Raw genomic sequence first — 21,098 nt, 5'->3', positions numbered from 1 at the left:
CTGTCATGCGATTCTGATAAGCGCTCGCCTATGGAAAGACAGGTTATGAGCGACGGCAGTCCAGATCGGCTCTTTCGCACTTTGTTTATCTCCGATGTCCACCTCGGAGCCCGCGGCTCGCAAGCCGACCGTCTCCTCGATTTTCTCCGCTGTCACGACGCCGACACCATCTATCTCGTCGGTGACATCATCGATGGCTGGGCGCTGAAATCCAACTGGTACTGGCCGCAGTCCCACAACGACTTCGTGCAGAAGATGCTGCGCAGGGTCCGCAAGGGCGCGCGGGTGATCTATATCCCCGGCAATCACGACGAGTTCCTGCGCTCCTACTACGGCACGCATTTCGGCGGCATCGAAGTCGTCGAGAACGCGATTCACGAAGGCGCGGACGGCAAGCGCTATCTCGTCATCCATGGCGACATCTTCGATCTCGTGGTGCAGAACGCGCGGTGGCTCGCGCATCTCGGCGACAAGGCTTACGATTTCGCGATCCAGATGAACCGTCTTGTCAACGCATTCCGGAAACTGTTCGGCGTGCCGTACTGGTCGCTGTCGCAATGGGCCAAGCTGAAGGTGAAGAACGCCGTCAACTATATCGGCGCGTTCGAACAGACGCTGGCCGGAGAAGCCAAACGGCACGGCGCGGACGGCGTGATCTGCGGCCACATTCACTACGCCACGATCCGCGACGAGAACGGCATCCGCTACATGAACTGCGGAGACTGGGTCGAAAGCTGCACCGCGCTGGTCGAGCACGAAGACGGCCGCTTTGAAATCCTGACATGGACCGACCCGTTGCGCCGGACGCAGTCCGTTCCGCGCGTGACGGCGCAGGCCGCCTGATGCGCATTCTCATCGCAACGGACGCCTGGCATCCGCAAGTCAACGGCGTGGTGCGGACCCTCACCAAGATGGCTGAGGCCGCCACGTCGATGGGCGTCGATGTCGAATTCCTGACGCCGCAATCGTTTCGCACGGTCTCCTTGCCGAGCTACGCCGATCTGCATGTGGCGTTGCCCCGGCCGGGCAAGATCGCGCGGATGATCGAGGAAGCGCAGCCCGATTACGTTCACATCGCGACCGAAGGCCCGATCGGGATTCTGGTGCGGCGGTATTGCCAGAAGAACAAGGTGCCGTTCACCACGAGCTTCCATACCCGCTTTCCCGAATACATTTCCGCGCGTTTCCCGATTCCCGAAAGCTGGGTCTGGGCGGCGTTGCGCTATTTCCACAGCACCAGCGACGCGGTGATGGCGGCGACGCCAGCGCTTGCGGACGAGTTGCGCGGGCGCGGATTCCGTAATGTCGTGTTGTGGTCGCGCGGCGTCGACGCGACGACGTTCCGGCCGCGCGAGTTCGATCTCGGGTTGCCTCGTCCGATTTTTCTGTCGGTGGGCCGCGTCGCGGTCGAAAAAAACCTCGAAGCGTTTCTGGAACTGGATTTGCCCGGCACCAAGATCGTGGTCGGCGACGGCCCAGCCCGCGTCGAGCTGGAACGCAAATTCCCCGACGCCGTGTTTCTTGGCACCATGCAGGGCGAGAAGCTGGCGGAGACTTATGCCGCCGCCGACGTCTTTGTGTTCCCGAGCAAGACCGACACCTTCGGCCTTGTCCTACTTGAGGCGCTCGCCAGCGGCGTGCCTGTCGCGGCGCTGCCTGTCTCCGGCCCGCTCGATGTGATCGGCGATGCGCCGGTCGGTGTCCTGAACAACGATTTGCGCGCGGCATGTCTGGCGGCGCTGGATATCTGCCGCGAGACCTGCCGCGAGTTCGCGGTCGCCCGAAGCTGGGGCGCATGCGCTCAGACCTTTATCGACAACGTGACGCGCGAACGGCCCCCGCAGGTCAAGCGCCGCTGGCGTCGTCGGCTGGCCCGCAGGCTCCGGTTGACGTCGGAATCCATTCCGAACGTCTGATCGCGCATAGCCGTTTCTCGCTGGCGATCTTGCCCGGATGAATCGGCGCGCTATACATGCGCCATGACCGAACTTGTCCTTCCCACCATCGCCGATATCGATTCCGCCGCGCGGGTGCTTGCGCCCGTCGCCGTCAGAACCCGCCTTGTGACGTCGCCCGCGCTCGATGCGCTTGTGGGCGGTCGGGTGTTTCTCAAGCCTGAAGTGTTGCAGCGAACAGGTTCTTTCAAGTTTCGCGGCGCCTACAACAAATTATCCTCCATCCCGGAAGCCGCGCGAAAAGCGGGGGTCGTGGCGTTCTCGTCAGGCAACCACGCGCAGGGCGTGGCGGCGGCCGCGCAACTGCTGAACATGCCGGCGGCGATCGTGATGCCGTCGGACGCGCCGGTCTCCAAGATCGAGCGGACCAAAGGCTATGGCGCGGAGGTCGTTCCCTACGATCGCGACAGGGAGGATCGCGATGCCATCGCGCGCGATCTCGCAAGCAAGCGCGGTGCGACGGTGGTTCCGCCCTATGACGATCCATGGGTCATCGCGGGGCAGGGCACGGTCGGCCGCGAGATCGCGGAGGATCTTGCGGCCCTGGGCATCGCACCCGACGTCGTGTCCGCGCCCGCATCCGGCGGCGGCTTGATGGCCGGTATCGCGCTCGCGACAAAAGCGAAGTTTCCCGGTGTCGGGCTGGTCACCGTCGAGCCTCATGGCTTCGACGATCACGCCCGGTCGTTCAGCGCGGGCCACCGCGAACCGCATCGGGCTGTCGGCCGCACCATCTGCGACGCGCTGATGGCCTCGATCCCCGGTGAGATCACATTCGCCGTCAACCAGAAGCTCGGCGTGAAGGGCGTCACGGTTACCGACGATGAGGTGGCGAAGGCGGTGGCGTTCGCGTTTCGAGAACTGAAGCTGGTGGTCGAGCCGGGCGGAGCGGTTGCGCTTGCCGCGCTTCTCGCAGGGTATATCGACGCCAAGGGCAAGATCGTCGCCATCGTGCTGTCCGGCGGCAATGTCGATGCGGATTTGTTCGCGAGGCTGATTCAGTAAGGCGTCACAGTTTCGCCCTTTGCGGCGAAGTTCGCCGCCATTTCGCCTTTAGCTGAAAAACGCGATTTTCTCGGCCTGGCTCATACGCCGGATCGGGGCCAGCGGATCGCTGCGCGACGACGCAGGTTTCGCGATGATGCCGTTTGCGATCAGGCTTTCACCCAGCGTCGACAACACCGCCGAGGCGACAGGCTGCGGCACGATTGCTGCAACGGGCTCGACCCTTGCGTCGGGGACGATCTCCAGATGCACCGTCCTGCGGGGCTCTGGCGTAACGTCCATCTCAACGGAAGCCGGGACCGTTTCCACCGCCGGGCTTACGTCAACCGGCGGAGCGGCCTCGGCCATCGTGTCCGGCGCTGCAGCCTCCGGAGCGGCTGCCGCCAGCTCAAACAAACTGTCATCGATGGCGATGTCTTGGATCGCGATGTCCGGAGCGTCTTCGGGCGGCTCAGCCGGCGCGTGGCCGAAATCGACGGAATGGACCGCCGCAACAGGCTCATCCAGCAGCGATGCTGCCGGGCCGATGCCGTCAATCTGCTGCGCCGCCTGATCGAAGGCTTGCAGAATCTCATCGCGAAGACCGCTTGCCACGACATTGTCGCAGGCGGCGTTGATCGCATCGACCTGCGACTCCAGCAGGGAACAGATGCGGCCGTCCGCGCCGGATTCGCGCAGTCCCCATGCGATCTCGCGGATTACGCGCGCGCATTTGCGCGACGGAGCGAGGGCTTCCTCAAGGATCGGGCCGGCCATTGCCATTGCGGCGCTTTCGCGCGCCGCGGCCACGATAAGTTTTACGGCCGCCATCGCCTCCGGCAGTTCGCTGGAAGGCACTTCATTGGGAGCCGGGTCGTTTGAAACTAGCGGGCCCGCCTCTTCCTTCTGGGCGGCAAGCGACTGTTCGATGCGCGCGACGGCTTCCAGCACCATCGCCGTATCGGCGTTGCGGTTGCGCTTCGTGTATTCGTCCAGAAACCAGCGGCCACGCGCGGTTTCCAGAAACGCCTCGCGGATAGCTTCGAAGTCCGCGTCGCTGGGTGAAGCGGCGCGGGCCGAAATAGGTGACAAGGCGAAGGCTTCGTTGGCCATAAGAACCTGACTGGAAACCCAAAGCGGAAAGCGGTGTCCATAAGCGCCGAACACGCGCTAGATACGATCAACACGAACCGCAGCGAATCGCAATTCCCGTGTCTGCCAGCGAATCACAAAAGCACCCGACCGGGCAATCCGTCGCTGACCGATTTGCTCGCCGCATCAGTCTGTTTTACGCTTCGACCTTCGGCATCATCGGGGTGCATATGCCGTTTTTCCCGGTCTGGCTGAAGACCATCGGCATCGATGTCTCCTGGATCGGAATCATCACCGCAGCGCCGTCGCTCTCCCGTTTCACGATATTACCGTTCGTGACGGCATCAGCCGAACGTCGCCAGATCATGCGCGGAACGATGATCGCGCTGGCGTTCGCGACCGCCACGGGATTTGCCGTGCTGGGACAGCTTCGCGATCCGCTGACGATCCTGGTTGTCTATGCGCTGATCGCGTGCCTGTGGACCCCGCTCAGTCCGCTGACCGACGGCTACGCGCTGAAAGGCGTAGCGCGCCATGCTCTCGACTATGGGCGGATGCGGTTGTGGGGCTCTGCGTCTTTCGTGGTGTTCGCGCTGCTGGCGGGGCTGTTGTTGCAGGTGATCGACCCGCAGCACCTGATCTGGATCATCGTGGCTGTCGCGGCCATCAGCGCGTTCGTCGGTCTCGGCATCGTCCCGCTGGACGCACCTGCGACCGGCTCGCCGCCGCAAGGACGGGCGAGCGCGCTGCTCCGGAAGCCGCCGTTCCTCGCCATCATCGGAGCGTCGGCGCTGATCCAGGGCAGCCACGCCGCCTATTACGCTTTTTCCTCCATCACCTGGCAAAACGCCGGTTTCGGCGGCTTCACCATTGCCGCACTCTGGTCGCTCGGCGTGATCGCGGAGATCGTGGTGTTCGCGATCTCGCCGCGTTTTACATTGTCGCCCGCCGTTCTTGTGATGATCGGCGCGGTGAGCGGTGTGTTGCGCTGGGTGATCACCGCGCAGGATCCGCCGTTCGAGGTTCTCGTGGCGGTGCAATTGACGCACGGCCTGACCTTCGGGATCACGCAGGTCGGCACCGTCGCCTTGATGGTCCGCAGCGTGTCGCATCACATGCTCGCCAGCGCGCAGGGCTACATGGTGGCGTTGCAGGGGGCCGTGACCAGCCTGACCATGATGCTGTCCGGTCTGATTTATGCGCGGGTCGGCGAGGGCGTCTACTACGCGATGGCGGCGATGGCGCTCGCGGGCGGTATCGTGATGGCGATAGCGCGCCGGCGGCTTGATGCGCACCACACCTTGACGGACTAACCCCAAAGGCCGGCGGCGGGCGGATGCACCGTGCTGCCGTCGTAGCGCAGGCCGTTGTCGCGGTCCTGGGCCAGCAATAGCGGGCCATCAAGGTCAACCACCCGCGCACCCTGCGCGATCATCATGGCCGGGGCCATGGCCAGCGATGTGGCCACCATGCAGCCGACCATCAGGTCAAATCCCAGCGCCCGTGCCGCCTCGGCCATCGCCAGCGCTTCCGTGAGCCCGCCTGTCTTGTCGAGCTTGATGTTGATGGCGTCGTAGCGCTCGCGCAATCCGTCGAGCGAGGCGCGGTCATGCACGCTCTCATCGGCGCAGACGGCGACGGGCCGCTTGATACGGGCCAGCACCGCGTCCTGTCCGGCAGGCAGGGGCTGTTCGACCATGGTCACCCCGGCCGATGCGCAGGCCGCCAGATGCCGTTCCAGGTTGCCGTTGGTCCACGCCTCGTTGGCGTCCACGATCAGTTCCGCATCGGGGGCCGCCTTCCGGACCGCTGCGATCCGGGCTTCGTCACCGTCGCCTCCAAGCTTGACCTTGAGCAGCGGCCGATGGGCGGCCTTCGCAGTCGCTTCGGCCATGGCCTGCGGCGTTCCCAGCGAGACGGTGTAGGCCGTGGTCAGCGGCCGCGGCGCGGGCTGTCCTAGCAGGTCCCAGATCCGCTTATTCGCTACCTTGGCCTCCAGGTCCCAGAGCGCGCAGTCCAGCGCGTTGCGGGCGGCTCCCGGTTGCATCCGCTGCTGGAGCGCCTGCTGCCGGTCCAGCCCGCCGCGAAGCGCCTCCTGCATGGCCAGGACCGCTGCCAGCGTGGTTTCAGGCGTCTCGCCATAACGGGCATAGGGAACGCATTCGCCGCGCCCGAGAATGACCTCACCATTAAGGCCTTGGCGACTTACCTCGGCCACAATGACCACGGCTTCTGTTTTCGCGCCCCGGCTGATGGTGAAGCTGCCGGCGATCGGCCAGCGCTCGATCCGGGCGGCAAGGTTGAGCGATGGCGTCATTTGTGAAATCGATTTTCGTGAGGGCGGGCTTGCCCGGGCGCGGCAATTATGGCTCTTAGCAGCATCCCCGTACAGATTGTTGGCATCGTGGTAGGTTGTTTGATCAACCGCAGGAGCTGGGCTTGAACGGCAATCCGACATTGGAGCAGGTTACCGTCGGCGCGGGCGTCGCGCTGCGTGCGGCTGGCCAATGGACGGTCCATCACGCGCCCGATCTTGAAAAGATCGTTGAGGACACCGAGAAGCGAAACGGCGGCTCCGCCAATATCGTGATCGACGTCTCGCAGGTCTCCAGCCTCGACACGTTCGGGGCCTGGCTGATCGAACGGCTGCGCCGCAGCCTGACCCAAGGCGGCGTCGAGCCCCGGGTCGCCGGCCTGTCCGAGAACTACGCGAGCCTCGTCAATGAAGTCCGGCAGGTGAAGGCCGGGGTCGTCCATCAGCGGCACCGGCAATCCCTGACCGGGATGCTCGAAGGCGTCGGCCGCAGCGTCGTCGAGGTCGGCGGTACGCTGGTCGGCCTGATCGGCATGATGGGCGCGATCCTCAATGCGATGTTCCGCGTCGTGCGCCATCCGACCAGTTTCCGTTTCACCTCCATGGTCCATCATCTGGAGCAGGTGTGCTGGCGCGCCGTTCCGATCGTGGTGCTCATCACCTTCCTGATCGGCTGCATCATCGCCCAGCAGGGCATTTTCCATTTCCGCAAGTTCGGCGCGGACGTGTTCGTGGTCGACATGCTCGGCGTGCTGGTGCTGCGCGAACTCGGCGTGCTGCTGGTGGCGATCATGGTCGCGGGCCGTTCGGGCAGCGCCTACACCGCCGAACTCGGTTCGATGCGGATGCGCGAGGAAGTCGACGCGTTGCGGACCATGGGGTTCGATCCGACCGAGGTGCTGATCCTGCCGCGGATCGTGGCGCTTATCATCGCCATGCCCATTCTCGCGTTTCTCGGCGCCATGGCCGCGCTTTATGGCGGCGGGCTTGTCGCGTGGGGTTACGGCGGCGTGCAGCCCGATGCGTTTCTGGCGCGGCTGAAGGAAGCGATTTCGATCAATCATTTCACGGTCGGCATGGTCAAGGCGCCCTTCATGGCGCTGGTGATCGGCGTGGTCGCCTGTGTGGAAGGTGCGGCCGTGAAAGGCAGCGCGGAGTCGCTCGGCCAGCACACCACGGCGTCGGTGGTGAAATCGATCTTCTTCGTCATCGTCATGGACGGTCTGTTCGCGATCTTCTTCGCGACGATCAATATTTGAGGCGAGGACGATGGCGGCCTATTCCGACGATGCGATCATCCGGGTGCGCGACCTCACGGTCGGTTTCGGCGACAACCTGATCCTCAACCATCTCGATCTCGACGTGAAACGCGGAGAAATCCTCGGCTTCGTCGGCGCATCGGGCGCGGGCAAGTCGGTGCTGACCCGCACCATCATCGGCCTGATGCCGAAGCTCAGCGGCAACATCGAGGTGTTCGGCGTCAATATGGGCGAAGCGAGCGAGGACCAGCGCCGCGCGGTCGAGCGCCGCTGGGGCGTCTTGTTCCAGCACGGCGCGCTGTTCTCGTCGCTGAACGTGCGGCAGAACATCCAGTTCCCGGTGCGCGAGTTCATGAACGTGTCGGAGCGGCTGCTCGACGAAATCGCCATCGCCAAGCTCGCCATGGTGGGCCTCAAGCCGGAGGTCGCCGACCGTTTTCCGTCCGAACTGTCGGGCGGCATGATCAAGCGCGTCGCGCTGGCGCGGGCCCTCGCGCTCGACCCCGAAATCGTGTTTCTCGACGAGCCGACGTCCGGCCTCGATCCCATCAGCGCCGGCGACTTCGACCAGCTGGTGATGACGTTGCAGCGTACTTTAGGGCTGACCGTTTTTATGGTAACCCATGATCTCGACAGCCTTAAAACGGCCTGCAATCGCATCGCAGTGTTGGGGGATCGCAAGGTTCTCTTGGTAGGCACGATGGACGACATGCTGGCCTCGCAGCATCCATGGCTGCGGGCCTATTTTCATGGCAAGCGCGCCCGTGCCGTTGTCGCCTAGTCTGCGTTCAGTCTTGTGTTCTATTGCGTAGGTATTTGGAGTTAAGTTTATGGAAACAAAGGCAAATTACGTCCTGATCGGGACGTTCACGCTGGCGGTGGTAGCCGCGGCCTTTGGCTTTGTGTTCTGGTTTCAGAACCTCGGGGCGGCCGCGCAGCGCATTCCGCTTCGCATCGTGTTCGAGGGGGCTGCGTCCGGCCTGCGCACCGGCGGCAACGTCAACTTCAACGGTATCAAGATCGGCGAAGTCACCTCGATCAAGCTCGACGATCCGAAGCGCGTCGTCGTCATCACCGCCGTCGACAAGTCCGCGCCGATCCGCAAGGACTCGCTGGTCGGTCTTGAGTTCGCCGGCCTCACCGGCGTGTCGTCGATCTCGCTCAAGGGCGGTTCGCTCGAAGCGGGCGACGTGCCGACGGCAGAGGACGGCGTTCCGACGCTGACCGCCGATCCCAACGCCATTCAGGATATCGGCGAAGCGGTTCGTGGCGTGCTGCAGAACGTCAACAAGCTCGTTCTCGACAACCAGGAAGCGCTGAAGAGCAGCATGGCCAACATCGAGGTGTTCTCCAAGAGTCTCGCTGCCAACTCCACGCGCATCGACAGCATCATGGCCGGTGTTGATGGGCTGATGGGCGAGAAGGGCGAGTTGCAGGGGGCTGCGAAGTCCTTCCGCGAGCTGGCCGAGAACCTCGACAAGCGCTCCGCCGGCCTGATCATCGACGGCCGCCGCACGCTCGCGGACATCAGCCGCGCGGTGAACAACTTCGACCGCAACCCGACCCGCGTGCTGTTCGGCGCAGGGCAGAAGGATGCAGCACCGGCGCCTAATCCCGCCGACGCCCGCGCGCGGCAGCGGTAAGCTCAACCTCTCCCCGTAAACGGGGCGAGGTGAAAGAGCGGACCTCCAGATTCAATTTTCAAACAGCCACGGTCATTCCACGCGCGCGCGTTCGTTCTCGCGTCACGCGCGAGTTGTGTCCGCTAATCTCCCCTCAAACAGCGAGGGGCATGGAGCGCCGTAAAGCGCATCTTGTGTTTGTTTCGCTTCCGGCACCGCGTGCGAAGCGGCGTGTCTCCGGAAGCGCATCGCCTCACGGCGCTCCACTGCGGCGATTTTGGGCGAGAGGACCGTACTTCCGGGACAGGACGGACGCGGTGCGTCCTTTATCCGGCGGGATTTCTCCGCCTTCATCCTGTCCGCGTCCAGCCGCGAACGGCAGAGCCACGTAGTTGGCCCGGACGGTGACCCCAGCCTCCCGAGCGTGTGTTTGCGAAACACACGTGCAGGCGCCGCATCCTGCTCCGCTTCAAAGCGCCCTCGAGAAGCGCCCCTCACGAACAGGACGTGCTGAACATAAGAGAGGTCCGGAGCGCGGGGATTTGTGTCCCCATCACGAAATATTTCTGCGAGGACCGCAGCCGTGGATTCCGGGCCTGCGCCAAGAGGCGCATCCCGGAATGACGGGTGGGAAATCACTCCGCTTCATCCAGCGCACAAACAAAAAAGCGGAGGCTCGCGCCTCCGCTTTTCGTATCTGATTTGGATCAAGCCTGCGCTTATCCCAGCCGTCCCGCGGCGTGAGCGAGCAGGGTGTAGACCAGCCCGGTTTCCGAGACGAGATGGTTGCGCAGCGCTGCCGGTCCACGCTCGTCGCGCGAGACTTCGTCAAGCAGCCGCTCGAACTCGTTGATGTAACGGTCCACCGTCTGCTTGAAGCTGCGGTCGGCGCGATACTTCCGCGACACTTCGTCGAACGCTTTCTGGCCAGCCGGCGTGTAGAGCCGCTTGGAGAACGCCTTGCGCTCGCCGCGCTGATAGCGATCCCACATCTCGGCCGCGAGGTCGCGGTCGAGCAGCCGGGCGATGTCGAGCGACAGCGCCTCGAGCGGGTTGCCGGCCTGACGCGAAGCGCCACGGCCGCGCGGGCCTTCCTCCGAGTCGGAACGGTTCAGCAGGTCGGACAGCCATCCGTCACGGTCCGCGCTTGCGGGGCTGACCGACGGCGCTTCGGTGCGGCGCGGCGGAGCAGCAGGCGCTCCGAGATCCGGAGGCGGCAGGCTGGAAGCGCTTGCGACGTCGCGCTGACGCGGCGCGGGGCGCGATACGGTCTCGGCGCGGCCGCCGGCTGTGGCCATCTCTTCCTCGCGATAGCTGACGCGATTGGGGGCGGCGACATCGAGGCCCTTGCCGTGGCGGGCGACGATCCGGTTCAACTCGGCCAGTGCTTCGATCTGGTCGACAATGACCTTGCGCATCTGTGCCGTGCTCTCGGCCGCTTCCTGTGGCACTTCGAGGACGCCGCGGCGCAGCTCGGCGCGGGTGGCGTCGAGTTCGCTGTGCAGCTCCGACGCCATCTGCTTCATGCCGTGCACGATGGTGGCGAACTTGTCGGCCGCCTGACGGAACATGCTGTCAGCTTCGCGTGTGCCCTGGTCGTACAGTTCGGACATCGCCTCGGAGGTCTGGCGGCGCTCGTCCTCGACCGCCGCGCGGACGGCTTCGAACTGGCGGCTGACCTCGGCCGAGCTTGAGCCGGCGGTCTGCGCCACGATCTGCGCGATGTCGCGCGCCCGCGTTTCGGCCGCGGCGAGGGAGTCGTCGAGCAGCGACGTGAAGCGCGAGAGCCGCTCGTCGAGATCGTGCGTCCGCAGATCGATGGTCGAGACCAGCGATTCGAGCATGGCGCTGCGGTCCGTAATGGAGTCGCTGGCGCGGTCGTTGCTCTTCTCCACCATGGCGGCGGCTTCCGCCAGCGCGCGGCCGTGGTTCTCGAATTGCGCCGAGAGGGCGTTGAGGTTTTCCAGCGCGCCGGAGGTCTTGGACGTGAACAGCCCGAGCTGCTGTTCGAGCGCGCCCGTGGACTCGCCGTTGCGCGAGGTGACGTCGTTCATCGTCGAGACGAATTCCGCAACCCGCGTGACGAGCGTCCGCTCGAGCGAGTTGAGGTTGTCGTGAGCGCCGGTGAGGACTTCCTGGAGCAGGATGTTGCCTTCGCGCAGCCGCTCGAACAGGGCGAGCGTGTCGGTGCGGAGGATCTTGCTGGTTTCCTGCAACTCGCTGATGGTCGAGGTCGCGACCTGACGCGACTGGTCGATCGCCGCGCGGGAGGTCTGGTCGATGTCCTTGAGCGACTTGCTGACAGCGCCGATGGCGATTTCGCTCGCCGTGTTGATCTGGCGCGCCAGATCGGAGGAGTTGTTCATCATCGCGACGGTGAATGCGCCGCCGTGATTTTCGATCGACTTCAGCGCGGAATCCGCGGCGCTGCCGATGGTGAGGGAGATTTCGGCGGCCTTGCTGCCGAGCGCTTCCACCAGCGAACCGCGGCGGCTGTCGACGAGCTGCGACAACTGTTCGGTCTGTTCGCGAACGCCGTCGGTGATCGCCTCCACCTTGCCGGTGAGGGTCGAGCCGAAGCGGTCGGTCGACACCGCGATGGTGCGTTCGATTTCGGCGGATGCCGACTTCACCTGCGTCGTTGCATTGGTGGACGCGACGGTGATCGTGCTTTCGGCTTCGCGCGCGGCCATCTGGATGCTGCGTTCGACTTCGCCGGACATCGCCTTGAGGTTGGTGCCGACGTCGCTGGAGACGCCGCGGAGCTGCGTGCCCACTTCGCCGGAAATATCCCGGAGCTGGCTGCCGACTTCGCCGGTGATGCCGCGAAGCTGCGATCCCACTTCGCTGGAAACGCCCTTCAACTCGACGCTGACCTCGCTGGACACGTTCTTGAGCTGCGAGCTGACTTCGCCGGAGAGCGCGAGCAGCGACTGCTGGGCGGTGCGGGCGCTGCCCTGAACCGTCGCGGTGGTGTCGGCCATCAGGCCGGTGAGCATACGCTCGGCCTCTTCGACGCGCGACTTGATCGCGTTCGACATTTCGTCCGCGCGGGAGCCGATCGCCTCGGCGGCGTGCTGGCCGCTGATGGTGACGCGGTTGGCGGCGGCCTCGACACGGGTATCGAGCAGGTTCTCGAACTGCGAGACCCGCGCGCTGATGTCGGAGGCGAGGGAGGAGACGTTGAACTCCAGGTTGTTCTGGATGTCCTTGACGCGCGCGGTCACGGCATTCGCCATGTCATCGACGCCGGTCGTCATGGCGCTCAGCACCTGCGCACCGCGGGCCTCCATGCTGTCGGCGATCGAGGCCGTGCGGCTTTCGACGATCGAGGCGAAGGCCGCGGCGCGGCTGTCGAACGTCTGCACGACGGCTGCGGTGCGGGTATCGACGATGTCCGCGAACGTCGCGGTACGGCTGTCGAAGGCGTCCGCGATGGCTGCGGTGCGGGCATCGACCACGGTGGCGAAAGCTTCCGCCCCGGTGTTGATCCGTTCGGTCACCGCCGCCGTGCGTGCATCGACCAGATCGGCGAACGCCGTGGTGCGGCTGTCGATCGTGTCGGTGAAAGCGGTGGTGCGGCCGTCGATGGTGTCGGTGAACGAGGCGGTCTGATTGGCGACGGCCTCGGTGAACGCGGTGGTTTGTTCGGCGACCAGTTCGGCGATCGCCGAGGCGCCCTTGTCGATGGCGTTCTTGAGGTTATCGGTGTGCGTGCCGATGACTTCGGTGAACGATACGGCGCGGCCGTCGATGGCCTCCATGAAGGAGCCGGTGCGTGCGTCGATCACCGAGGTGAAGGAGGCGGCCCGGCCGCTGACCGCGTCGCTGAACGAGGCGGCGCGTGCGTCGAACGATTCCTCGATCGCCTTCATGCGGGCGATGATGGTGCCGTCCAGCGAGTTGATCTTGCCGAGAAGCGACGTGTCGAGGTCCTCGACACGCGTTTCGATGGCGGTCTTGAAGCCGGAGAGGCTCTGGTCGAGCTTGGCGTGCAACTGGTCGCCATGCGAGGTCACGCGGCCGTCGAAGCTGTCGACATAGGTCTTGAGATTGTCCGTAAGGCCCTGGGTGTGCTGGCCCATGCGTTCGACGATCTCGCCGCCATAGGTCTTCACGGTCCGATCGAATTCTGCGATGTGACGGGTGATCAGCGCGCCGAGTGTGCCGCTGTCGCGCGCGAACTTCTCGGCCAGCTCGGTTCCCTGTTCCTTGACGATGCTGTCGAACAGGCCGATCTGGTTGCTCAGCGTCTCATGTGCGGTCTCGGTCTGGCTGACGATCTTGGAGACCAGCGTGTTGATGGTGACGTCGAGGGCCTCGCCGGCCTTGTCGCCGCTGGACAGAACGCGGTCCGCCAGCCGGTTGCCGGCCTCGTCGATCTTGTCGGTCAGGTCCGCGCCGCGGACGTCGAGTTCCAGAAGCATCGATTCGCTCGAGTTCTTCATGGACTCGAAGATCTTTTCGGTGCGTTCGACCACGCTCGAGACGATTTCCTCGGAGCGGGCCGCGATGCCGTCGACGATGGTCGTCGAGCGTTCGGCGAAATTGCCCGTCATCTTGTCGAGGCGGTCGTTGAGCGCGTCGTGGACGCGGTCGGCGAGGTCCGCGAATTCCTCGTGGACGTGGCCGGTCTTGAAATTGAGGCTGGCGGTCAGCTTCTCGCTGGCGTCGAGCACGCTGGCGGCGGTCTGGGTGCTCGCTTCCTCGAGGCGGTCGAGCAGGTCGCCGCCGCGCTCGCCGAGCGCGATGATCATGTTGTCGCCGGCGCTGGAGAGCGCCCGCGTGATGTGCTCGCTGCGCTCTTCGAGCGCGCCGGTGATGCTGCTGGCGACTTCGTCGACGCGCGATGCAATCGCGTCGCTGATCAGGGCGATGTCCTGACGCAGATCGATCTGGACGCCGGAAATGGCGTTGCGGACCTGTTCGGCCTGACCGACGAGGTTGTCGCGCTGAACGGCGATGTCCTGGAGCAGGGCGCGGATGCGCACTTCGTTGTCGCTATAGGCACGTTCGAGCGACGACACTTCGTTGGCGACGAGCGCCTCGAGTTCGCCGGCGCGGGCAATGGCGCGTTCGACGCCGTCGCCCATCGCCGCGACTTCACGGCGGATCGCCTGACCCACGGTGACAATCGCGCCGTTGGCGACGTGCTCGGGTTCGGAGAAGCGGACGGCCATCTGCGCCATGGACTGCGCGATCATGCTCATTTCCTGGCTGCGCCAGGCGATGCTCGCGAGCGCATAGAACAGGACGAGGGGGGCGACGATGACGGCCAGAAGGCCGATCAGTGCGAGAATACCGGCGCTGCCCTGACCGATGACGGCTTCGAGGGCCGGCATGAAGGCGAATGCCAGAAAGCCGACGCCTGCGATCCACAGGCCGGCGAAGAGTGTCGCGATGGTGTAGGCGTTGCGGCGCGGACGGCCCTTCTGAATGGTCTGCAGGATGGCGCCGATGGTCTCGCGGTCGTCGTTGGCCGGCGGGCGGCCGAAATTCGTCATGTCGATGTCGTCAGCGGGCTGCCGGAGATCGTCTCCGCGGCTGGCCCCGCGCAGCGACGGTTCATTGCGATTATCCCGGCCACTGTCGGACGCAGGCAGATCGCCGATGTTCAGAGCTTCCTGGATCGCCGAAAGAGCGTCTTCTGTGGGGTCCTTGACCTTTGGATTTTTCGCCATGTGTCCCATACGCCTTTACTTTTTTACGCATCCGGAATTAGCCAAGCTGACGGCTGGCTGCGCGCCCCGGATGTCGCCCCAATATTTTCGATCGACACGAAGTTGAAGTCGCCGAATTCCCGCCGGTTGTCCCGCACTTCCGGAAACATCCTATTGGCTCGGCCGGTCGAATGAAATGGGACCGGTTAATAGATTTTTAATCATCGTTAATTTGTGCACGGTTAACACTTTAAGAAATCAGCGGTTTTAGAAAGCACTTCGGTACTTCGCGGCGGCGGCACGGCAAAAAAATGGCTAAATCGCGGCGGGAACCGCATACATTCCGTTAACCATTGGTGTGATTGCTTGAGGGTGTTTTCCGGCCGGAATCGATCCGGCGCCGTCAGCAGTCTGGAATGCCATGCACCCCTTTATGGAGCACTTGAACTGGATGCCGTCGCCCCCGCTCATTCCAGAAGACTCCGCCATCGATATGCAGCATCTCGGCCGCATGACGCTCGGCGAAGCCGCCCTCGAAATCGAAGTTCTCGCCCTGTTCGCGGCCCAGAGCCGCGATCTCATCAACCGCCTCGCAGCAATCCCGGCTGACGCCGCGGCGCTGGCGCACACATTGAAGGGCTCCGCGCGGGCCATCGGCGCGTTTCGTGTCGCCGACGCCGCTTTCGCGCTTGAAGCCGCCATGAAGAACAGCGGCGACGTCACAGGCGCGGTTGCATTGCTGAAACGCGCCGTCGATGAAGCCAGCGCCACGATCGACCGGATGTTGAACCGGTCCTGACAGGCTTTTTTCCGGCCCGCTTTATCCCCGGCAGTGCTGGTATCTCCCGGATTGACCCGTTATAGGACTGGTCCATCTGAACACTTCGGGCAGCACGACAATCATGGTCAAGATCAACTTCACCGATCACTCAGGAACAACCCGCACCGTCGACGTCGAGGCGGGTGCGACGGTGATGGAAGGCGCGATTCGCAATGCCATTCCCGGCATTGAGGCGGAGTGCGGCGGCGCATGTGCGTGCGCGACCTGCCATGTCTATGTCGATGAAGCCTGGCGCGAGAAGGTCGGCTCGCCGACGCCTATGGAAGAGGACATGCTCGATTTCGGTTACGACGTGCGGCCGAATTCCCGGCTGTCGTGCCAGATCAAGGTGACCGACGACCTCGAAGGTCTCACGCTCTCGACGCCGGAGCGGCAAGCTTAAGCGCCTGCGTGATCCGCCGCCGCTGAGAAATTATTACGTGATGAAATAGAAGCGCGGGAAAATACGAACGCGACAAATTCTTACGTGATGAAAGCCGACGCAAAGCCCCGCCTGTTCGCGGGGTTTTTTGATTCTTGGGCACACCATGCGCCGCCGGGACATCGCGGTATGTGTGGCAGATCGATGAAAGGCCGTCTTCTCGTTGCGCGCAAATATCCGATCCGGATGCAAAAAATCAGAATCCCTTCAGAATTTTTCAGGTCCTGCGGGCGAGGGTCGTCGATGGAGAAGCCGATGATGCTGTTTCTCGTACCCCGGCGGTTGAACGTGGCCAGCGGCCACGGCTGAAACCGCGCGGTAATGTCGGGCGTCGCGCGGCGACCGCGTCGCGCTGTCGATGCGTTCAAAACACCTGGCTAATGCCGAGGCGCGAGACATAGGTCGTCGTCTGGTTCGGCGTGAGCGACGCTGTGACCGATGCGGTGATCGCGCCGTTGTTCCACACCGGCAGGCGAACGCCGCCGCCGACCTCGGCCCAGTCCGGTGCCGAGGCAACGCCGGGCGCGGTCATCGCGAACAATCCGATGAGAGTGCCGGAGATATCGGGGTTCTTGCCGCCGTCGAGGCGATGCGCCCAGGCCGCCGTGCCCCACACCCATGTGCCCGGCTTGAAGGTGTAGCGCGCGTCGGCGCCGACGCGCGATGTCTGCGCGGTCGATGTGAAGCCCTCGAACCGCGCCGGGAAAGGGCCGCCGGTTTCGGTGTAGCCGTCGAAGCTGGTGGTCGCGACCGTGTAGGACACGAACGGCGTCAGTTGCGTCTTCGTCACGCGATCGTTGAAGGTCCAGCCGAGCCGCGCCGTGGCGCCGACACCGCGCGCGCTGGTGTTGCCGGTCGACGACGCGGGGCCGCTGCCGTTGAGATAGCCGCGCGTCACGTCGCCCTTCATCGTCGTGCCGCCGATGCCGGTCAGCCATTGCAGCCCCGCATCCGGCACCCGCGCGATGAATGCGCCGGCGCTGCCGCCGGACATCCTGGAAGAACCGTTGAACACCATGTCGGTCTTGAGATAGTTCGCGCCGATGGTCGCACCGACGACAATGTCACGCGACAGATCCATGGTCATGCCGAGCGTGCCCGAGGCGACCGGATCGGAATCATAGGCGGCATAGCCGAACACCGAGAACGGCGTGCTGCGGTTGCCTTGCGTCTGCTGCGCCTGCGTCGCGTATTCGTTCATCGTGCCGAGTGTGCCGCCGAGCGCCGCATTGGCGGTCTGGCCCAGCGCCGATTGGCCGGCGAAGGATCGCGCGACCACGCCGGGCGTGATGACGCCGTTGCCGAACTGGGCGGAGAAACGCGCGAGCCACGCTTCATTAAAGCCCGACGGATTGGTCCCGTCGCCGACGATGACCGTACCGTCCGCGGAAACGCCGGTTGCATCGGAGAGCTGCCAACCGGTCAGGTTGACGCCGGACGCCATCAGCAAAGCCGGGATGGATTGCATGCCGGTGCTCGCCTTCCAGCGGAAGGGCGCCTGGACGGTATTCCCGGGCAAGTACGAGGATCCAACCGCGACGGAGCCGTCGGCGGATACGGCATTGGCGGTGCTGTGGGTCCCGCCGAGCGTGCCGAGGTCGGTCATCGTGCCTCCGCTCCAGCGGAACGCATGCTGCGCGCCATCGCCGCGCAGGGCGCTTCCCACCACGACCGCGCCGTCGGCGGATACGCCATTCGCATAGCTGTACCAGCCGCCGAGCGTGCCGAGGTCGGTCATCGTGCCGCCGCTCCAGCGGAACGCATGCTGTTCGGCGTCGCCGGCCATGGCGGCGGACCCCACCACGACCGCGCCGTCGGCGGATACGGCCCTGGCGGCGCTGTAGGTCCCGCCGAGCGTGCCGAGGTCGGTCATCGTGCCTCCGCTCCAGCGGAACGCACGCTGCGCGGCGTCGCCGGCCGTGGCGGCGGACCCCACCACGACCGCGCCGTCAGCGGACACGGCCCTGGCGGCGCTGTTGGTCCCGCCGAGCGTGCCGAGATCGGTCATCGTGCCGCCGCTCCAGCGGAACGCATGCTGTGCGGCGTTGCCGGCCGTGTAGGCGGACCCCACCACGACCGCGCCGTCGGCGGACACAGCCTTGGCGACGCTGTGGGTCCCGCCGAGCGTGCCGAGATCGGTCATCGTGCCGCCGCTCCAGCGGAACGCATGCTGCTCGGCGCCGCCTGTGTCGGCGGACCCCACCACGATCGCGCCGTCGGCGGACATACCGTTCGCATAGCTGTGGTTGCCGCCGAGCGTGCCGAGGCCCGTAAACGCATCGGGCTCTGCGGCTGCGGATGCGGTTAGCGAGGCAAGCACCGCAACCAGCGCTGTTGACGCCAACCGCGCCGTACACCGCATTCCGTGCGAAAAACGCTCATTGCACACGGAGACAGATTCTGTATCTCCCGAAGACACAGCATTTCTGCCACCTAGAATGCCTGCGTAACACCAAGCCGCGAGACGTAGGTCGTCTGCTGTTGCGGGACGAGCGACGTTGTCATCGAGGCTGTGATCGCGCCATTGTTCCACACCGGCAGACGAACGCCGCCGCCGACCTCGGCTCAATCCAGTGCCGATGCGATGCCCGGCGCGCAATCGTGCGCGCGTTAAAAGTCCAGTCCCAGCCATTAATGGTCCCCCAATGATCACGGCTATCAAATGGGGAACGGGCTGTCGTCTCATCGCGCGCAATATCCGCCTCGAAGCAAGAAGATCAGAATCTCTTCAGAAATTTTTGAGGTCTGTGGGGCGGCGCGTACCCCGATCGCTCACGGACCTGTTCAAAACACCTGGCTGATGCCGACACGCGAGACATAGGTCGTCGTCTGGTCCGGTGCGATCGATGCCATGACAGACGCGGTGACAGCACCGCCAGTCCACGCGGGCAGACGCACGCCGCCGCCGACCTCGGCCCAGTCCTTCGCGAACGAGAGACCTGGCGCGGTCAAGGCAAATGCATCGACCAGCGCTCCGGTGATATTCGCGCCCTTGCCGCCGTCGAGGCGATACCCCCACGCGAACGTGCCCCACACCCAACCGTTCGGCGTGAAGGTGTAACGCGCGTCACCGCCGACACGCGACGTGTGCGAGGTCGAGATGAAATCGTCGAAGTTCGCCGCGAAAACGCCGCTGGTTTCGGAATAGCCGTGAAATCGCGTCTCGGCGAATGTGTAGGAGGCGAACGGCGTCACGGTCACCTGCGGCATCACCGCGAAACCCCAGCCGATGCGTGCCGTCGCGCCGTAGCCGTTGCCCGACGTTGATCCGCTCGATGTTGTAGGCGTGATGCCGTTGAGATAGCCACGGGTGATGTCGCCCTTGAGGTTGATCAAGCTGCCGCCGACAAGCCATTGAAAACCACTATCCGGCACGCGCGCGACGAACGCGCCGACTGCGCCGCCGGACATCTTGGCGTTGCCGTTGTAGATCATGTCGGTCTTCACATAATTTGCCGAAGCGGAAAATCCGGCGACGAGACCGAACGGCAGATCGGCGGTGAGGCCGAGCGTGCCCGATGCAATCGGGTCGCTGTCATAGGCACCATAACTGAAGACGGAGTAGGGCGTGCTGCGGCTGCCCTGCGATCGCATCGCCTGTGTGGCGTATTCCTGCATTGTGCCGAGCGTACCGCCGATTGCAGCGTTTGCCGTCTGGCCGACGGCGGACTGTCCGGCAAATGATCGCATAACGTCGTCCACAGTCACCAGTCCCTGGCAGAGGGCCGATTCGCAGCGGGCGATAAAATACTGGTTTGTGTTGGACGCATCATACCCGTAGCCGACGATGATTTTTCCATTGTCGGAAACGCCAGTCGCGGCCCGCAAGGTCATGCCGCCGGTCTGGATGCCACTGGCGCCCAGCAAGCTGCTGAGTGCCTGCATGCCGCCGGTACGGGTCCAGCGCATCGCGACGTTCATACCGTTCGTGGTGGTATTGGCTTCACCCACGATCACCGAACCGTCGGCATTCACGGCATTGGGCGTGGAATAGTTGCCGCCCGCGATGCTGCCGAGGTTCTCCATGCCCCCGCTATGGGTCCAGCGGAAAACGCTACGGGTAACCGAGCTATCGTTGCTGAACCCAACGATCGTGGAGCCGTCGCGGCTGATGGCATTGGCTGTGCTTTGCGTGCCACCCGCGAACGTGCCGAGACCGACCCAACCGCCGCCTTGTGTCCAATACGCAGCTTGGCTGCTCGCAGCCGCCGTCGACATGACGGTTCCGACGACCGTCTGCCCGTCACCCGAAACGCCGTATGCGTTGCTGCCGTCGTAGCCCGCCAGGAAGCCCAGTCCCACCATACCGGTCGCCTGTGTCCAGCGGAAAGCCTGAACCCCAGTTCCGATTGCAAAGCCGACTGCAACTGATCCATCGCTGCTCACGCCACGCCCGAAGCTGAGGGTGTAGCCATCCAGCGACCCGCCAGGCGCAAATGCGGCTCCGCTGTGGAGATCGGTGATGACGGTGCCACCCGCGGTCCACATGACGGCATGCTGGCTCGCTGCGACCGCCGTCCCGACAATCGCGGAGCCGTCAATGTTCACCGCGGAGGGTGTTGCCTGATCTCCAAGGCCCGGCAGTGTAATCGCGGCTCCGTTCGTCTCCAAAAGCGGCAGCGCCGGATCGAATCCGACGCGATTGTCCCTGACGGTGACCTTGCCGTTGCCGCTGATGACGATCAGCGGCGACGTGAAGCCCGGCGGCGGGAACAACACATCAAACCCGTCGGCGGCCTGCGCCATTGGCGTCGCAGCGAGCGTCGCGCTCGCGAAGAGCGCCGCGCGCCGCAGCCCGCGCGTCGGTAGTCCAGTCCCGGTCATCCGATTGTCCCCAAAAATCAGGGTTATCAGGCGGGAAACCAGCCGTCTTCTCACTCTGCGCAAACGCGCCCGTGCGGGTGCAAAAATCAGAATCTCTTCAGAAATGTTTCGGTCCGGGGCGCGCGT

14 protein-coding genes are annotated in these 21,098 nt (G+C 64.5%); 9 read left to right on the top strand and 5 right to left on the bottom strand.

What is annotated here, in order from left to right:
* Nucleotides 1–45 precede the first annotated feature (45 nt).
* The 3 genes from AC07UB_RS14915 (at nt 46) to AC07UB_RS14905 (ending at nt 2,960) form a co-directional block, all read left to right on the top strand.
* Nucleotides 46–843, top strand: a complete 798-nt coding sequence (locus AC07UB_RS14915; protein ID WP_492790250.1) for a UDP-2,3-diacylglucosamine diphosphatase — start codon at nt 46–48, stop codon at nt 841–843.
* Nucleotides 843–1,916 carry a glycosyltransferase family 4 protein gene (locus tag AC07UB_RS14910; RefSeq protein ID WP_492792659.1) on the top strand — a complete coding sequence of 358 codons (1,074 nt, stop codon included), beginning with the start codon at nt 843–845 and terminating at the stop codon, nt 1,914–1,916. Before AC07UB_RS14915 ends, AC07UB_RS14910 begins: the two co-directional genes overlap by 1 nt.
* 63 nt (nt 1,917–1,979) lie before the next feature.
* On the top strand, nt 1,980–2,960 hold the full coding sequence (locus AC07UB_RS14905) for a threonine ammonia-lyase (RefSeq protein WP_492790249.1): 981 nt from the start codon (nt 1,980–1,982) through the stop codon (nt 2,958–2,960).
* A 48-nt stretch (nt 2,961–3,008) separates the two neighbouring features.
* Here AC07UB_RS14905 and AC07UB_RS14900 read toward each other — a convergent pair whose 3' ends face one another.
* A complete protein-coding gene (locus tag AC07UB_RS14900) occupies nt 3,009–4,052 on the bottom strand; it encodes a hypothetical protein (RefSeq protein ID WP_494654747.1) in 1,044 nt (347 codons plus the stop codon).
* Nucleotides 4,053–4,261: 209 nt separating this feature from the next.
* Between AC07UB_RS14900 and AC07UB_RS14895 the strand changes: the two genes are divergently transcribed.
* The gene (locus tag AC07UB_RS14895) at nt 4,262–5,344 is read left to right on the top strand and encodes an MFS transporter (protein ID WP_494654749.1); all 1,083 of its coding nucleotides are present in this window, start codon (nt 4,262–4,264) and stop codon (nt 5,342–5,344) included.
* Here AC07UB_RS14895 and dgcA read toward each other — a convergent pair.
* Nucleotides 5,341–6,348: an N-acetyl-D-Glu racemase DgcA gene (dgcA, locus tag AC07UB_RS14890; protein ID WP_494654750.1), complete on the bottom strand. Its 1,008-nt coding sequence runs from the start codon at nt 6,346–6,348 to the stop codon at nt 5,341–5,343. The two genes, AC07UB_RS14895 and dgcA, sit on opposite strands and share 4 nt — an antisense overlap.
* 122 nt (nt 6,349–6,470) lie before the next feature.
* Here dgcA and AC07UB_RS14885 point away from each other — a divergent pair, with 122 nt between their 5' ends.
* The 3 genes from AC07UB_RS14885 to AC07UB_RS14875 are packed head-to-tail and all read left to right on the top strand — an operon-like array spanning nt 6,471 to nt 9,247.
* A complete protein-coding gene (locus AC07UB_RS14885; RefSeq protein ID WP_492790245.1) occupies nt 6,471–7,604 on the top strand; it encodes an ABC transporter permease in 1,134 nt (377 codons plus the stop codon).
* A gap of 10 nt (nt 7,605–7,614) precedes the next feature.
* On the top strand, nt 7,615–8,385 hold the full coding sequence (locus tag AC07UB_RS14880) for an ABC transporter ATP-binding protein (RefSeq protein ID WP_492790244.1): 771 nt from the start codon (nt 7,615–7,617) through the stop codon (nt 8,383–8,385).
* A gap of 49 nt (nt 8,386–8,434) precedes the next feature.
* Nucleotides 8,435–9,247, top strand: a complete 813-nt coding sequence (locus AC07UB_RS14875; RefSeq protein ID WP_492790243.1) for an MlaD family protein — start codon at nt 8,435–8,437, stop codon at nt 9,245–9,247.
* 698 nt (nt 9,248–9,945) lie between these two features.
* On the opposite strand, the gene AC07UB_RS14870 is transcribed toward AC07UB_RS14875, so the two are convergent.
* The gene (locus AC07UB_RS14870) at nt 9,946–14,907 is read right to left on the bottom strand and encodes an apolipoprotein A-IV repeat region-like domain-containing protein (protein ID WP_494655077.1); all 4,962 of its coding nucleotides are present in this window, start codon (nt 14,905–14,907) and stop codon (nt 9,946–9,948) included.
* Nucleotides 14,908–15,337: 430 nt separating this feature from the next.
* On the opposite strand from AC07UB_RS14870, the gene AC07UB_RS14865 reads away from it, so the two are divergent.
* Nucleotides 15,338–15,685: an Hpt domain-containing protein gene (locus AC07UB_RS14865; RefSeq protein WP_494655078.1), complete on the top strand. Its 348-nt coding sequence runs from the start codon at nt 15,338–15,340 to the stop codon at nt 15,683–15,685.
* A 103-nt stretch (nt 15,686–15,788) separates the two neighbouring features.
* Entirely contained in the window at nt 15,789–16,109 is a 321-nt protein-coding gene (locus tag AC07UB_RS14860; protein ID WP_492790240.1) for a 2Fe-2S iron-sulfur cluster-binding protein, read from the top strand.
* 403 nt (nt 16,110–16,512) lie between these two features.
* Here the strand turns inward: AC07UB_RS14860 and AC07UB_RS14855 are convergent, their stop codons facing one another.
* Nucleotides 16,513–18,492, bottom strand: coding sequence for an autotransporter domain-containing protein (locus AC07UB_RS14855; protein ID WP_494655079.1), 1,980 nt, complete (start codon nt 18,490–18,492; stop codon nt 16,513–16,515).
* A 440-nt stretch (nt 18,493–18,932) separates the two neighbouring features.
* Nucleotides 18,933–20,972 carry an autotransporter domain-containing protein gene (locus AC07UB_RS14850; protein ID WP_494655081.1) on the bottom strand — a complete coding sequence of 680 codons (2,040 nt, stop codon included), beginning with the start codon at nt 20,970–20,972 and terminating at the stop codon, nt 18,933–18,935.
* Between the last annotated feature and the right edge of the window lie 126 nt (nt 20,973–21,098).

It is taken from the genome of Afipia sp. GW821-FHT04G03 (genome assembly GCF_059419985.1).
Note: the sequence above shows the minus strand (reverse complement) of the source record. Positions and strands in the feature narration are given on the sequence as shown.